This is a genomic window from Pseudomonas sp. WS 5079, assembly GCF_012985465.1.
GTDB lineage: Bacteria > Pseudomonadota > Gammaproteobacteria > Pseudomonadales > Pseudomonadaceae > Aquipseudomonas.
Genome location: NZ_JAAQWN010000004.1, coordinates 181300 through 196756, shown reverse-complemented (window position 1 = coordinate 196756; position 15457 = coordinate 181300). Strand labels below are relative to the sequence as shown.

Below are 15457 nucleotides of genomic sequence, written 5' to 3'. Positions count from 1 at the left end.
CACACAAATGATCGAGCAGGCCCATAAAGAGAAGAATGATGGAAACCACCAAACTCAAGAAGTTCGCCCAGCACACACGTCGCCTGCTCTTGGAGCAAGTGGGCGCCAAGCTCTCCCTAGTGCTATATGCAAGCAGTGCTGCCCGCCGTGAGAGTCCGCAAGCCGTTGCCCAGCTGGAAAAACAAATCGCCGCGAACGGCCGTGAGCAGCTCATCGACAAGGTCGCCTACACCTGGTTCAACCGCTTCTGCGCCCTTCGCTTTATGGATGTAAACGGTTACACCCGTATCCGCGTGGTATCGCCCGCTGATGAAGGCCAGTTCCAGCCTGAAATACTGGCTGAAGCCAAAGCAGGACATATCGACGATGAGCGCGTGCCCGAGAAAGTCCGCCAGCAGATCCAGGCTCTGCTTAGCGGTAACGCCCCTAGCCACGATCCGCAGCAGGAAGCCTATCGTCTGCTGGTAGTGGCCGAGTGCAACGCCTTCCACAGCGCCATGCCTTACCTGTTCGAGCGCATTGCCGACTACACCGAATTGCTGATGCCGGATGACCTGCTCTCGGGCAACTCCATCCTGGCCTACACCCGCGAAGCCATGACCCCTGATACCTGCCAGGACGTGGAAGTCATCGGCTGGCTGTACCAATTCTACATCTCCGAGAAAAAGGACTCGGTATTTGAGGGTCTGAAGAAAAATCAGAAGATCACGGCAGAAGATATTCCCGCAGCTACCCAGCTGTTCACCCCGCACTGGATCGTGCGCTACCTGGTGGAAAACTCTCTCGGCCGTCTGTGGATGCTCAACCATCCTAACTCGGCACTTGCCAGGCAGATGGATTACTACATCAAGCCCGAGGCTGCAGAAACCGACTTCCTCAAGATCGATTGCCCCGAAGACATCAAGGTCTGCGATCCGGCCTGCGGCTCCGGTCACATGCTCACCTATGCCTTCGATCTGCTCTATGCCATTTACGAAGAGATGGGCACTGACCCTAGCGAAATCCCGGAAAAAATTCTTACCCACAACCTCTACGGCATCGAGTTGGATGAGCGCGCAGGGGAGCTAGCCGCTTTTGCACTGACCATGAAAGCCCGCGCCAAGCAGCGCCGCTTTTTCAACAAGGCCATCGAGCCAAATATCTGCGTGATGGAAAAAGTGGTGTTCAGCCATGACGAGCTGGATGAATACATCACGGCCGTAGGGCGTGACCTGTTCACTCTTGACCTGCGTGAAACCCTCAAGCAGTTTGAGGAGGCCGATAACTTTGGCTCGCTGATCCGTCCCAAACTCAGCAGCGTGCAAAACGTGTTGCCCGTGCTGGAGGCTAAGGACATGGCAGGCAGTCTGTTCCTTGCTGGCACCCACGCTAAAGTGCTGCAGGTGCTACGAATGACCGACTACCTGAGCCCGCGTTATGCGGTGGTAGTTGCCAACCCTCCGTACAAGAAAAAGGCAGATCTAAATGAGTCATTGCAAAGCTGGCTCGATGTTGAATACGTCGAGGGTAAATACGACCTTTATCAGGCGTTTATCCTAAGAAGTCTGAAGCTGGTTTTAGCAAAGTCATATGTTGGCATGATCACGATGCAGGGTTGGATGTTCGCGCCTAGATATGAGGCGGTTAGATCTGTGATTTTATCTAGGTCAACAATCTGCACGATGGCCCAGCTTGGAGAGCGCGCATTTGACTCTATTGGTGGGGAGGTCGTTTCGACTACTGCATTCGTCTTGAGTAGCGCGGCCAATGAAGACTTCAAAGGAGAGTTTATAAAGCTGACTGAAGGCCAGTCTGAGGCCGAAAAGGATGCTGATCTTTTGAAGGCGATTCAAGTCCCTCAAAGCAAAATACGCTATCGGGTTTCGTCGGAGCAATTTGAAAAAATCCCAGGATGTCCGATAGTTTTTTGGGCATCTGAAAGGATGAGGAATTTATTCACAAGCTATCCTTCGATTTCCAAGGAGATCATCACGAGGGAAGGGCTCGCGACTGGTAGTAATGCCACGTTCTTACGGGAGTGGCATGAGGCGAGCGTGATGAATGTCGGTTTTAACATTAAAAGTGACGCCGAGGCTAAAACATCTGAAAAAAGATGGTTTCCTTATGTGAAGGGTGGTGGCTCTAGGCGTTGGTATGGTAATTCAGAGCATTTTGTAAATTGGTTTGATGATGGCCGTGAGCTTAAAAATTTCAAGGATGAAAAGACAGGGCGTATCCGCTCTCATAACTACAACGGTGAGTATGGCTTTCGTGAGGGGTTCACTTGGTCTGGCATTTCGAGCAGCGACTTTGCTGTTCGTGTGGTTCCGTGTGGTTTTATGTTTGATGCCAAAGGGCCAATGGGTTTCGTCAGTCAGTCAAGTAAAACGGAGGCCGTAGAGGCATTTCTGAATAGTCGTGTATGCAGCTTCCTACTAAGAATGCTTGCTCCTACGCTTGATTTTAAACTCACCCACGTGCTTAGTTTACCGTTCAAAAAGCCAGACGATGAGCAGTTGAATGATCGGGTTCGGCGCAGTGTGCTAGCCGCAAAGTCCGACTGGGACTCCTACGAAACCTCCTGGGACTTCACAGTTCTGCCATTGCTACACCCCGGCCACCGGCAGTCCACCCTACAAGCCGCTTATCAACAACTCCACTCTCACTGGCGCGAGATGATGCTAGAAATGCAGCGCCTCGAAGAAGAAAACAACCGTATCTTTATCGAGGCTTATAGTCTGCAGGATGAACTGACACCCGAGGTGTCGCTCAAGGAAGTCACCCTCACATGCAACCCACACTACCGCTACGGTGGTGACAAGTCAGGGGAGGAGTTGGGTGCGCAGCTGTTGGCCGATACGATGCGCGAGTTTTTGTCCTACGCCGTGGGCTGTATGTTTGGCCGCTACAGCCTGGACAATCCAGGGCTGGTGCTGGCCAACCAGGGCGACACACTGGCTGAGTATTTGCGCCAGATCCCCGAGCCGAGTTTTATGCCGGACGAAGACAACGTGATCCCGCTGCTGGATGGCGAGTGGTTTGCTGACGATGTGACCGAGCGTTTCCGCACCTTTTTACGCGTTACCTTCGGCGTGGAGCACTACGAGGACAACCTAGCCTTTATTGAGGCATCGCTGGGCAAGGACGTGCGCAAGTACTTTATCAAGGACTTCTACGCCGACCATGTGAAACGCTACAAGAAGCGCCCGATCTACTGGTTGTTCGCCAGCCCTAAAGGCACCTTCAGTGCGCTGATCTACCTGCATCGCTACCGCACCGACACAGCGAGTGTGGTGCTGCAATACCTGCGCGACTTCCGCAAAAAACTGGCTGCACGGCTGGACCACCTCCAACAAATCGGCATCAGCACCAGCGCCAGCCAAGGTGAAAAGACCCGCGCCCTCAAGGAAATTGAACCGCTCAAAAAGCAACTACTGGAGCTGGACGACTACGAGCGTGACACCCTCTACCCGCTGGCTACTAAACAAGTGCCGCTGAATCTGGATGACGGCGTCAAAGTAAACTACCTCAAGCTCGGCTCGGCGCTGAAAAAGATCGTCGGGCTAGATGCCAAGGGGGATGAATGAAGCATAACAAGGAGCAGATACAATGCTGATTCAGTCCATCCAACTGAACAATTTTTTGAGCTTCGGCGCGTTCTCTACCGTCATCCCGCTGGGGCCGTTGAATGTCATCATTGGGCCTAATGGTTCGGGTAAGTCCAACCAGCTCGAGTCAATCGAATTGTCGAAACGCTGCAGGCTCGGATTGGGAATGCATAAACATGAGTAACCCCAAAATCACCCAGGCCCTGAGTAACCTGTTCGACAAGCAGCGCATAGTGTTCTGGTATGACACGCGCCTGGAGTTTCGCGCTGATTTCGAGACGCTGGAGTTGCCGGATGTCGAGAAAGTCGAGCTGGCTAACAATGAGTTTGGCGTGAAATACCGCCTCCTGCGAGAGCAACCGGAACAGAAGTTTCTGATCTACCGTGAAGGTACTGAGCCTTCGCATTTGCACAATTGGCTGTTGGATGTGCAGCTTGCCAGTGGCAATTGCTTCCGTACCGATCAGGTTGCCTTGTGGCTGGCTGAGCTGGAGTTGGGACCGGACTGCTACCCACTTTTGGAAGCCCATGTGGCGTTTTTCGAATCCGCCAAGCGCCGTGAGGCCCTGAGCAAGTTACTTGAGCCGGGTGATTCGCAGAACCTGCTGCAACGCAAGATGCTCGCCGTGTGTGCCGGCAACGAGCCGCGCTTGGATGTGATTCTGGAAAGCCTGCTGGGTGATCTGGCCGCTGGCAAAGATGTGCGGATCAAGTTAATCGAAAGCAGCGGCTTGAATACCTATCTGTGGGAGCAGGTGAAGCGCGCCTATGGCTATAGCTCCGAGCAACCAGGGTTGCACGATTTCGTTATCGAGCTGTTTAAGGCTTGTTTCATGCTTGGGATCGACCCGGCTTACAAGGCGCGACTGTCCGCTGAGGCGCTGGTGTTCCTCAAACGCTGGAAGGACAGTCGTTCGCATGAGCAGAGTTTCGAGACACTGTCTGAGCAGTGCGCGGCGGTGCTGCAGATTGACGACAAGCTGCAAACTCTGGACTGGCGCAGCCTGCTGGAGCTGGATTATTTCGAGCTGATCGACCGCAAGATCCTCAGTGAGCTGGTACGTGCCGTGGTGGCCAGTACAGTCACCGCTGTGGAGGTTGAGCAGTGGGTACGCCAGCGCCGCCAGAGCCACTGGTTTGAGCGCTTCAAGGATGTGTACCTGGCGCTGGAGCATGCGGCGCAGTTCATCCAGGTGCTGGACATAACGCAGCTGCAAATGGAATCGCTGACTGATGGCGTGAAAAAGTACGCCAGCCAGTGGTTCAGGCTGGATCAGCGTTACCGCAAGTTCGTCTATCACCTGCGTGAATCCGGTCAGGCTTCGCTGCTGGGTGAGTTGGCTATGCAGGTCGAGAATCTGTACGGCAACAACTACCTGAGCCGTCTTAACGACCGCTGGCAGCAGCACGTGGATGCGGCGCAGCAGTGGGAGGCCGCGCCCGTAGTGCTGCAGCGCAATTTCTTCAGCCGCTATGTGCAGCCCTTTGTGGAGCGCAGAACTAAGGTGTGTGTGCTGATTTCCGATGCGTTCCGCTATGAGGTAGGCGAGGAGCTGCAAAGCCTGATTCGTCAGGAAGATCGCTTCGAGGCTGATCTGGAACCGATGCTGTCGATGCTGCCGAGTTATACCCAGCTGGGCATGGCGGCACTGCTACCCAACAGCAGCCTGCAACTGGCCGACAACGACAGTGGCGATGCCATAGTGGATGGTCAGAGCGCTCAAGGCTCGGTCAACCGGGGCAAGATTCTGGCGACCAGGGTGCCAGCATCTCAGGTGGTACGAGCCAAGGATCTACTGGCGATGAACCAGGCCGACTCTCGTGCCTTGCTGCGCGACAATGAGGTGGTTTACGTTTATCACAACCTGATCGACAAGACCGGCGACACCCGTGATACCGAAGAACGAGTGTTTGCGGCGGCCGAGGAAACGCTCAGTGAGCTAATCCGTCTGGTGAAGAAGCTGACCAACGCCAATGCCAGTAACCTGCTGATCACTGCCGATCATGGCTTCATCTATCAGAATCATCCGCTGCAGGAGAGCGATTTCCTCAGCGGTGAGCCAGAGGGCGATGAGGTCCTCTACCGCGACCGGCGTTTTGTACTGGGTCGTAGCTTGCGCGAAGGAGCCAGTTTTAAAACCTTCAACCCGGTGCAGCTAGGCCTGACGGGGACGCTTATGGTGCAGATTCCCAAATCCATCAACCGTCTGCGGCTGAAAGGCTCTGGTAGTCGCTTTGTGCACGGTGGTGCCACCCTGCAAGAGGTGGTGATCCCGGTCATCCGTATTAACAAGAAGCGCCAGAGCGATGTGGGTCGGGTGGGTGTGGAGTTCATCGGTGTCGGTGGTAAGACCATCACCACCGGGCAGTTGGCGGTGGTGCTCTATCAAACCGAGGCAGTGACCGAGAAACTGCAGTCGCGCCGGTTGCGTGCAGGTTTGTTCACGCTGGACGGTGAGCTGGTATCCGATCAGCATGAGCTGTTGTTCGACTTCAGCTCTGCTAACCCGCGTGAGCGGGAGTTGCCGGTACGCTTCATTCTCAGCCGCAAGGCCGATGAGGCGAACAATCAGCAGGTGGAGCTGCTCCTTGAAGAGACCGTGGAAGGCACTTCACACTTCACACGGTACAAAGCCGCGCGTTACTCCATTCGCCGCTCGTTCAGCAGCGAATTCGATTTTTAAGCAGGAGCTCCAATGAGTCAGCTCGACGACAAGATCAACCAGTACTTTGCCGGCCTGGTGGTGCGCAAAGACCTGGTCAAAGCGGTGAAGGGCAACGCCATTGTGCCGTCGTATGTGCTGGAGTACTTGCTGGGCCAATACTGCGCGACCAATGACGAGGCGACGATCCAGACCGGTATCGAGACGGTCAAGGAGATTCTGCGCAAGCACTATGTCCACCGAAACGAAGCAGGGCTGGTACGCTCGACCATCAAGGAGAAGGGGCGGCACAAGGTTATTGACCGTATTAGCGTCTCATTAAACGACAAGGATGACGTGTACGAGGCTGAGTTCGCCAACCTGGGCATCAAGAAGGTGCTGATCGACTCCAACACCGTCAAGGCCCACCAGAAGCTGCTGGTAGGTGGTGTTTGGTGCATTGCGGATGTGGAGTATGAATACACCGAGGATAAGTCTGCCTCACCTTGGATTCTGGCCTCGCTAAAGCCAATTCAGATTTCCCGCTTTGATTTCGACGGCTATCTGGAGGCGCGTAAGCAGTTCACCACTGATGAGTGGATTGACCTGCTGATACAGAGTGTAGGCTTCAATCCGCAGATGTTCGGCAAGCGCAATAAGCTCGCCCAGCTTATCCGCCTTATCCCGTTCTGCGAGCGCAATTACAACCTGATAGAGCTGGGGCCGAAGGGCACTGGCAAGTCGCACGTTTATTCCGAGTTCTCGCCCCACGGCATTCTTATCTCCGGTGGCGAAGTTACGGTTCCCAAGCTGTTCGTCCATAACGGCACAGGTAAGCTCGGCCTGGTGGGTTACTGGGATGTAGTGGCTTTCGATGAATTCGCCGGCAAGCAAAAGCGAGTGGACAAGGCTCTGGTGGACATCATGAAGAACTATATGGCCAACAAGTCGTTCTCACGGGGAGTGGAAACCTTGGGAGCAGAGGCCAGCATGGTGTTTGTGGGTAATACCGATCACACCGTGCCGTACATGCTTAAGCACACGGACCTGTTCGACCCGCTGCCGGAAAAGTTCCACGATTCAGCCTTTCTCGACCGCATTCACAGCTACATCCCCGGATGGGAAGTGGATGTCATCCGTGGCGAGATGTTCTCCAGTGGTTATGGCTTCGTGGTGGACTACCTGGCCGAGATCCTGCGCTCGCTTCGTAGTCATGACTACTCAGATCGCTACAAGGGACAGTTCACGCTATCCGACGATATTTCGACGCGCGACCGCGATGGCATCAACAAAACTTTTTCTGGTTTGATGAAGATCCTGTACCCGCATGACGAGGCGACAGACGCCGAAGTGGAAGACGTATTGCGCACAGCAATTGAAGGGCGCAAGCGGGTGAAGGATCAGTTGCTACGCATTGACGCGACCTATCCAGCAGTTCGCTTTGCCTACCAGGGTGCTGATGCTCAGGAGCGATTGGTGCGCACACTGGAAGAGGATGAGTACCCTAACCAGTACCATCGTCGGGGAGCGACTGAAGTTTCTGCTATCGATTTACCCCACGTCGGCACTGACCATTTGGCGCTTATCGAGGCAGCGCCAGCCAAGCAAAGGCCAATTTCACGCCCTATCAATCCAGTGTCTGTGGAGCCTGTGCTGAAAGAGCAGCATTTGGTCTTCCACGAAAATCAGCGAGGCCTGAGTTTTGACAAGTTGTTCAGTCCCTATCTGGTAGGTGCCAAGCGCATCATCATCACAGACCCCTATCTTCGTATGTTCCATCAGTTGCGCAATTTGATGGAACTGATGGAGACCATTAGCAAGCTGCAAGGTCCGGAAGATGAGGTGGTTGTTCATGTGGTGACCGTTGAAGATGATACAAATGGTGATCGCCAGACCGAAAGCCTGCAGAAGATCTCTGATGCTTGTACCGGTGTTGGCATCCAGTTCAGTTGGGCCTACGACACCAGCGGCACCAAGCATGATCGAGATATCACAACCGACACGGGTTGGAAGATAGTGCTTGGACGTGGCTTGGATGTTTTTCAACGCTTTGAGCTGAATGATGCCTTCAGCTTTGCGAATCGGCTCCAGCAGCATCGGCAGTGCAAAGAATTCAGTGTGACCTTTGTGCGGGTTGACCCGGCAGCTTGCTCGTAGGTTTACGGCGATTAGGCAGAGGCACTCTGATTGGTGTTCGCGGTACGAATAAAGAAAAAAGTTAGGTCAACTGTGGACGCCCTTAGGCGTGGGGAAGTCATAGTGTCGGCTGCAGCAGGAGCTGAGTACAACCGCTGGATTACGACAAAAAATAAGTGAGGGGAGTTTCCCTGCCGATGACTGCCCTAGCATCAGCCAAGGGCAGTCTATCGGGCAGTGTGAGCCTAGGCGTTATAGGTAACCTCGTTCAGCCAACGATACGCAGCCTTCGTGGCCTACAACGATATGATCCAGCGTCTTTGTGCCAATCATGTTGAGGGCGTTCTTGAGGGTGGTGGTCAGCGTGCGATCGGCCTGGCTGGGTTCGGGATCTCCAGAAGGATGGTTATGCACCAGTACCACGGCTGCTGCGTTGTGCTCTAGGGCGATCTTGACCACTTCCCTTGGGTAAACGCTGGCCCCGTCCAGCGTGCCGCGAAACAGCTCCTGAAATCCGATAATCCGGTGCTTGGTGTCGAGCAGCAGAAGAGCAAAGACTTCGTGCTCATGGTACTGCAGCAGTGTTTGCAGGTGGCTGAAGACCTGCTTCGGCTCTGTCAGTGCCCGGCCTTTAGACAGGCGACTCATTGCCAGTTGTTGCGCCATACGTAGGATGTCAGCTTCGGTGACAGGGGAGTCCATGACATAGGTGCCGGTCGTTTCACCGGCTTGGAGTTTGTGATATTTCATTTGGGTCTTCCTATACGAGTGCGTGAGAACGAAGGGTTCTGAGAAACCCTGTTACTGGACGGTGGGCTTGCCGTTGTGTCGCGTGGCTTGCGACTCCAATTTTTGGGCGAGTGAGGGTTTGGCAGGCGCTGCCGGTTGGGCTTTTGGCTCTAAAGGGCTGGGCTGATCTTCAATGCTGGGGAAGAACTCCTCGACGATGGCCCCGGTGTCCTCCTCACTGTCTTCAAAGGCCCCATTGTTAAAGCCCTGCCGGGCCGCGTGATCCAAGGCGCTCTGGTCAAAACCCGCGGCTTGTCGGGTTTCCTCCAGCTGCTGGGCTTCCAGTAAGGCGTCTTCTAAGCTCAGGCCGCTGCGCACCGTGATATCGACGTAGAAGATCGGTGTGCCGTGGCTCTGCCGAGTGGACTTACCCCGCAGACGCAGCTCCAGCGGCAGACAGGCCAGGCGATTGCCGGAGATTGCGCTGAAGTACTGCAGGCGTGCCGCCAGGGTACGTATGCTGTTGAACCCAGTGGTACGGAAGACGAAACTGCCCAGCGGATCGTCATCGCCAATTACCACGTTCAGCCGGCCGTAAGGCTTGCAGGCATTGCCTTGAGCCAGTGAACAGCCATCCGGTGAAGGACAGGGCAACGACTGGATGCCGTCCTTGGTCAAACGCTTGCAAGTCTCGCCGTTGCCTACCGAAACGGCATTAGCCAAGGTGATTGCGGTGTTCGGTGCGGCGCAGCCGCACTGTGCTTATCTTTTCGCCAACCGCCGCGCCAATCGCATGAAAGTGCTGGTGCATGACGGCTTCGGCATATGGCTGGCGGCGCGCCGGTTGAGCCAGGGCAAGTTCCACTGGCCAAGCATTCGTCATGGCTCTGAAATGCAGTTGGACACCGAGCAACTCCAAGCCTTGGTATTGGGCCTGCCATGGCAACGAGCAGGTTCCGGCGGCTCGATCACACTGCTTTAACGGCTGCCATTAGCCTATCGGTCTATCGCCGCGAAGCGCCTGCTCTGGCAAAATTCGGCGCATGACTTCTTCTCCCAATCTCGACCAAATGACTCCCGACCAACTGCGTGCCTTAGCTGCGCAATTGCTCTCGCAAGTCGAAACAATGGGTAAGACGGTCGAAACCATGGGCAAGAAGATCAACCGCGATCAGACGGTGATCGAGAAGCTGACCTTCGAAATTGCGCAGCTCAAGCGCTTGAAATTTGCCAAGCGCAGCGAGCAGATGAATCCTGAGCAGGCCAGTTTGCTCGATGACCTGATCGATACAGATATCGCAGCGATTGAAGCAGAGCTTCAGGCCTTGCAAACAGTGCCAGCGGCGACCGAGAAAAAGCAGAAGCCCAAGCGCACTGCATTGCCGGCTGAGTTTCCACGCACACTGATCCATCACGAACCTGACAACACTCACTGCCCATGCGGCTGCGCGCTGAAACGCATCGGTGAAGATGTCAGTGAGAAGTTGGATTACACACCGGGCGTGTTCACCGTCGAGCGTCATGTACGTGGCAAATGGGTCTGCGATGACTGCGAAACGCTTATCCAGGCACCGGTTCCGGCTCAGATCATCGACAAGGGCATCCCAACCGCTGGGCTGCTGGCCCACGTCATGATTGCCAAGTTTGCTGACCATTTACCGCTTTACCGTCAGGAATCGATCTTCGGTCGAGCGGGCCTGGCGATTCCACGCTCAACCTTGGCCGAATGGGTTGGCGTGACTGGGGTTCAGTTGCAGCCGCTGGTCGATGCGCTGCGCGAAGTGGTACTCGGGCAGCAGATTATTCATGCCGATGAAACACCCGTGCAAATGCTCATGCCGGGAACAAAGAAAACCCACCGTTCCTATGTTTGGGCCTACGCCACCAGCCAGTTCTCGGATGTGGCAGCGGTGGTTTATGACTTCAGCCCCAGCCGTGCCGGAGAGCATGCTCGCAACTTCCTGCAAGGCTGGAGGGGCAAGCTGGTCTGTGACGATTTTGGCGGTTACAAAGCCAGCTTCGAACTCGGCGTGACCGAAATCGGCTGCATGGCCCATGCACGGCGCAAATTCTTCGAGCTGCACGCTACGAATAAAAGCACGCTTGCTGAGCAAGCCCTGCGCTATATCCAGTTGTTGTACGAAATCGAGAGCGAAGTCCGCGATCTGGAGCCGGATTTACGGCGGCGAATACGGAAAGAAAAAGCCGTCCCGGTAATGGACATGCTACATGTCTGGATGAGCGCCCAGCGCGACCTTGTGCCCGAAGGCTCAGCCATCAGCAAAGCACTCGATTACAGCCTGAAACGCTGGGCAGCGCTGTCGCGCTACCTCGATGACGGGGCTGTACCCATAGACAACAATTGGGCAGAGAACCAGATCCGACCATGGGCTCTTGGACGCAAGAACTGGCTCTTCGCAGGGTCGCTACGCAGCGGAAAACGGGCGGCGGCGATCATGAGTTTGATCCAGTCTGCGCGGCTCAACGGTCATGATCCGTATGCCTATTTGAAGGACGTGCTCACACGCCTGCCGACGCAGCGGGCGAGTGAAATCGATCATTTGCTGCCGCATATTTGGCAACCGGTCTAATTGCGTAAGACGTGATGCTCGGATGCAAACGTTCAGTTGCGCCCAGTAAGCAGCGATGATGTCATATTGGACAAGCACGCTTATCGTGAGAAATTGGAACAGCCTTACGAGGTTGTGCCCGATACAGTTACATCAGAGCTCTTCCTTTGCCTCGGCGAACTGGCGCACGGCGTCGACTACTTGCCGTGCTCCGCTCTGAATTTCCTCTATCACAAAGCCGGCTTGGCTGACCAAATCGACGCCTTGATCGACCTTTTGGCGACTAGCCTGCATGCTCTCCACAGCATCCTGCGCTAGTTCATGGTTGCGCTTCACAACATCGACGATTTCCACGGTGGCCTGCGCCGTGCGGGCTGCAAGGTTTCGTACTTCATCGGCGACCACCGCAAAACCTCGGCCTTGTTCACCCGCCCTTGCAGCTTCGATAGCAGCATTTAGAGCAAGTAGGTTGGTCTGCTCGGCGATACCTCGGATGGTCTGCACGATGCTGCGGATCATCTCTGACTGCTGATTGACTGCAGTGATGCCTTCAGCCGCTCGTGAGAGCTCGGCTGCTATGCCTTGTACCACCTCGACCGTTTCACTAATGACCTCGGCACCATGGCGAGCGCTTCTGTCCGTCTGCTGGGATATATTGTAGGCGAGCGTGGCTGCATCGGATTCTGCCTGCTGCTGGCGCACTTGGGACGTAATATCACGGGCAAACTTAACTACTTTGTAAAGCCGGCCACTGGCATCGAATACCGGGTTGTAGGTTGCGCTCAGCCAGACGGTATCGCCATGCCGGTTGAGTCGCTGGAAGCGTCCAGAGAAGAACTCACCACGGTTCAGTCGCTCCCAGAAATCGCGGTATTCAGGAGAGTCCGCTTCACCTCGTGTGCAGAACATGCGGTGGTGCTTTCCCCGAATCTCATCCAGGCGATAGCCCATGGCCTGCTCGAAGTTTTCGTTGGCGTCGAGAACCTCACCTTTCAAGTTAAAGGAAATCGCAGCCATCGAGCGACTGATGGCCTGAACCATGCTGCTCTGCTCCTGCTCACGGATCACCTGAGTAGTAATGTCGGTGGCCAGCTTCAGCACGCCTTCGACGCGACCATCGGCGCCTCGGATAGGGTTGTAGCTGGCTTCGAGCCAGACCTCCAGGCCTTGCTTATTACGCCTTAGGAAACGTTCACGTATGTACTCGCCACCAGCCAGGCGCTGCCAGAACTTACGATAGTCGGCACTCGCCTGGTAATCAGGAAAACAGAAAATACGATGGTGCTGTCCGACGATCTCCTCCAGTCGGTAGCCCATGGTGGTAAGAAGGTTCTCATTGGCACCTATGATGGTGCCATCGGGTTTAAATTCAATTGTTGCCGTCGAACGGTCAACGGCCACGGCCCTTGCTTCTGCGGCCTGAAGCTTTTGCAGAGCCTCAGCCAAGGTCTGCTTGATTGCCTTGTTGAACATTGATTAGCCTTAGAGTGAATTTTACTATCGGACGAATGAGGAGAAGCCGTAAATCCCAATTCGAATGTTTAACTGATGCTTAAATCAGGTGATGTAGCGGGTCTGCAAATTGCACCAGCAAGCACCAACTTGAATCTATGGCTTGTGCAGTATCACGCTAGAGTCTTGGTCGCGCTTAAGCTTTCCAGCATCCTCTCTGCGCTCATCGGCTTGCCCAGCAGGTAACCTTGCAAAATGTCGCAACCCAACTCGGTAAGCATCTGTTGTTGTTCAGCGGTTTCCACACCCTCTGCAACGATCCTCAGCCCCAGCGTTTTACCGAGCGCTACTATGGCCGAAACGATAGCCGCGTCATCGTTACACTTAGCCAGCTCGGTGATAAAACCTCGGTCGATCTTCAGTTCGTTGGCTGGTAGGCGCTTAAGATAAAGCAGGCTGGAATAACCGGTACCAAAGTCGTCGATGGAGATATTCACGCCCAATGCTGCCAATTGATCAAGAACAATCAAAGCAGCTTCAGCGTCCCGCATCGCCGTAGATTCGGTAACTTCCAGTGTCAGGAAACGGGGGGGCAGGCCACTGCTTTGCAGGGCATTGCGCACGACATCAACGAGCTTTGCATGGGCCAGTTGTACCGTCGAAATGTTGACCGCAATACTCCATTCGTCTTTACCTTCGCCTAACGCTTGCCATTCGGCCATCTGCCGGCACGCCTCATGGATTACCCAGCTACCGATTGGCACGATCAATCCAGTACGCTCTGCCAAGGGCAGGAAACGGACGGGCGGCACCAAGCCCAAACCTGGCTTGTTCCAACGCAGTAAAGCTTCAACGCCGATCATAGGGCCATTTGGGGCGAGCATCTTCGGCTGGAAGTGCAGGATAAATTCATTCCGATCCAGTGCGCACCGCAGATCCTGTTGCATTTCCAACTGCAGGTGAGCGTTAACGTTCATAGCTTTTTCAAAGAAGCAGTAGCCATCGCGGCCCTGCTCCTTGGCGTGGTACATAGCCGCATCGGCATTGACCATCAGCTCATGCTCGGTTAGGCCATTTTCTGGGAATATAGCGATACCGATGCTAGCGGACACATGCACTGTCTGCCGCCCAAGTACGTAAGGTAATCGAATATTTTCCACCAAGCGTTGCGCCAACATCGCAGCGTCTTCAGGTTCGCCGGGATCGATAAGCAGAACGAACTCGTCGCCTCCGAGGCGAGCCACCGTATCTTCGCCGCGTTTGGCGTCGTTGATTCGCTTTGCTACTTGCAGAAGCAACTGGTCGCCAGTGTGATGACCGTAAGTATCGTTAACAGCTTTGAAACCATCCAGATCCATGAAGAGTACGGCAAAGTGGCTCTTCTGCCTGATGGCTTTATGAATCGCTTGCTGAAGACGGTCGTTTAGGAGGATACGGTTAGGGAGGCGAGTAAGATTGTCGTGAAGAGCTAGCTGCACCAGTTCACTGTTTGCGAGGTCAAGGGAGCTGGCAAGTATGCTGGTGCGGACGTCAAGCATTGATACGATCAAGGCAATAGCGCAGACAGCCAGCGTGATCAGAATCACCAAAACCATTAGCAAGTTGCTATCAATGCCTGCATTGACCGCTCCGCACACGCTCCCGATAGGAAATTGGGCAGCCGCCATTCCGGTATAGTGCATTCCAACAATGGCACACCCCATAATTAACGAGGCGCCGATGCGTGTACGATTGATGTACTGACCTTCGCCACGCAGGCGGAAAGCGATCCACAAAGCCACGCCCGAAGCAAGGATAGCAATCAGCACCGATAGCGCGAACAACGACGGAACGTATTCCACTACAGGATTCATCAGCAGCGCCGCCATTCCAACGTAGTGCATGGATGCAATTCCGATACCCATGAGCACCGCACCAAGCAGCAAACGCGGCAGTGGCATTTCCGTCTGGCATGCTAGCCACAAAGCAAAGGCGGAGGAGGCGATGGCGATCAACAACGATAAGCCAGTCAGCGTCAGGTCGTAACCCAGCTCGATGGGCAGTTGGAAGGCCAACATGCCAATAAAATGCATCGACCAGAGGCCCGTGCCCATGGCGGAAGATCCACCGGCAAGCCAAAGTGCCGATGCTTTGCCTTCGGTACGGGTGACTCGACCAGTCATGTCCAGCGCGGTATAAGACGCCAGGATCGCTACGGCGAAGGAAAACAGCACATACACGCTGTTATAGCTGCTTACTAGCATTGAAACCCCGAAGGTTGAATTTGGCTCCTCTGGGCATCGGCGGCACGAGCAGTTTCTGAAGAGTACGCTTCATCCTATCGTCAAAAATTTTACAAAAA

At 54.7% G+C, this 15457-nt stretch carries 9 protein-coding genes and 1 pseudogene; 6 read left to right on the top strand and 4 right to left on the bottom strand.

Annotation, left to right across the window (positions count from 1 at the left end; translation table 11 throughout):
• Positions 1 to 38 precede the first annotated feature (38 nt).
• Genes pglX through brxL form a run of 4 tightly spaced genes read left to right on the top strand, consistent with a single transcriptional unit; the run spans position 39 to position 8386 of the window.
• Entirely contained in the window at positions 39 to 3566 is a 3528-nt protein-coding gene (gene pglX / locus HBO05_RS12450; RefSeq protein ID WP_170037972.1) for a BREX-1 system adenine-specific DNA-methyltransferase PglX, read from the top strand.
• 22 nt (positions 3567 to 3588) lie between these two features.
• On the top strand, positions 3589 to 3771 hold the full coding sequence (locus tag HBO05_RS12445) for an AAA family ATPase (RefSeq protein ID WP_198832883.1): 183 nt from the start codon (positions 3589 to 3591) through the stop codon (positions 3769 to 3771).
• Entirely contained in the window at positions 3764 to 6271 is a 2508-nt protein-coding gene (gene pglZ / locus HBO05_RS12440; protein ID WP_170037974.1) for a BREX-1 system phosphatase PglZ type A, read from the top strand. The genes HBO05_RS12445 and pglZ overlap by 8 nt, the downstream gene beginning before the upstream one ends.
• A gap of 12 nt (positions 6272 to 6283) precedes the next feature.
• The gene (gene brxL, locus HBO05_RS12435) at positions 6284 to 8386 is read left to right on the top strand and encodes a BREX system Lon protease-like protein BrxL (protein WP_170037976.1); all 2103 of its coding nucleotides are present in this window, start codon (positions 6284 to 6286) and stop codon (positions 8384 to 8386) included.
• 231 nt (positions 8387 to 8617) lie between these two features.
• On the opposite strand, the gene radC is transcribed toward brxL, so the two are convergent.
• Positions 8618 to 9115 carry a DNA repair protein RadC gene (gene radC, locus HBO05_RS12430; RefSeq protein ID WP_172312784.1) on the bottom strand — a complete coding sequence of 166 codons (498 nt, stop codon included), beginning with the start codon at positions 9113 to 9115 and terminating at the stop codon, positions 8618 to 8620.
• 51 nt (positions 9116 to 9166) lie between these two features.
• Positions 9167 to 9799, bottom strand: a pseudogene (locus HBO05_RS12425) (hydrolase or metal-binding protein); the annotation flags it as partial.
• Between HBO05_RS12425 and tnpB the strand changes: the two are divergent.
• Both tnpB and HBO05_RS12415 read left to right on the top strand, forming a co-directional pair.
• Positions 9756 to 10076 carry an IS66 family insertion sequence element accessory protein TnpB gene (gene tnpB, locus HBO05_RS12420; protein WP_172312782.1) on the top strand — a complete coding sequence of 107 codons (321 nt, stop codon included), beginning with the start codon at positions 9756 to 9758 and terminating at the stop codon, positions 10074 to 10076. The pseudogene HBO05_RS12425 and the gene tnpB sit on opposite strands and share 44 nt — an antisense overlap.
• Positions 10077 to 10137: 61 nt before the next feature.
• Positions 10138 to 11685 (top strand): IS66 family transposase, encoded by a 1548-nt coding sequence (locus HBO05_RS12415; RefSeq protein ID WP_034128274.1) that lies wholly within the window; start codon positions 10138 to 10140, stop codon positions 11683 to 11685.
• 132 nt (positions 11686 to 11817) lie between these two features.
• Here the strand turns inward: HBO05_RS12415 and HBO05_RS29440 are convergent, their stop codons facing one another.
• Positions 11818 to 13137, bottom strand: coding sequence for a methyl-accepting chemotaxis protein (locus HBO05_RS29440; RefSeq protein WP_064361040.1), 1320 nt, complete (start codon positions 13135 to 13137; stop codon positions 11818 to 11820).
• Positions 13138 to 13289: 152 nt separating this feature from the next.
• Positions 13290 to 15359, bottom strand: coding sequence for a bifunctional diguanylate cyclase/phosphodiesterase (locus tag HBO05_RS12405; RefSeq protein WP_143979135.1), 2070 nt, complete (start codon positions 15357 to 15359; stop codon positions 13290 to 13292).
• Between the last annotated feature and the right edge of the window lie 98 nt (positions 15360 to 15457).

Excerpts from the sequence above, each read along its gene's own strand:
- HBO05_RS12415 (WP_034128274.1), top strand. The coding sequence starts at position 10,138 with ATGACTTCTTCTCCCAATCTCGACCAAATGACTCCCGACCAACTGCGT.
- radC (WP_172312784.1), bottom strand. The coding sequence starts at position 9,115 with ATGAAATATCACAAACTCCAAGCCGGTGAAACGACCGGCACCTATGTC.
- HBO05_RS12405 (WP_143979135.1), bottom strand. The coding sequence starts at position 15,359 with ATGCTAGTAAGCAGCTATAACAGCGTGTATGTGCTGTTTTCCTTCGCC.
- brxL (WP_170037976.1), top strand. The coding sequence starts at position 6,284 with ATGAGTCAGCTCGACGACAAGATCAACCAGTACTTTGCCGGCCTGGTG.
- pglX (WP_170037972.1), top strand. The coding sequence starts at position 39 with ATGGAAACCACCAAACTCAAGAAGTTCGCCCAGCACACACGTCGCCTG.
- HBO05_RS12445 (WP_198832883.1), top strand. The coding sequence starts at position 3,589 with ATGCTGATTCAGTCCATCCAACTGAACAATTTTTTGAGCTTCGGCGCG.
- pglZ (WP_170037974.1), top strand. The coding sequence starts at position 3,764 with ATGAGTAACCCCAAAATCACCCAGGCCCTGAGTAACCTGTTCGACAAG.
- HBO05_RS29440 (WP_064361040.1), bottom strand. The coding sequence starts at position 13,137 with ATGTTCAACAAGGCAATCAAGCAGACCTTGGCTGAGGCTCTGCAAAAG.
- tnpB (WP_172312782.1), top strand. The coding sequence starts at position 9,756 with ATGCCGTCCTTGGTCAAACGCTTGCAAGTCTCGCCGTTGCCTACCGAA.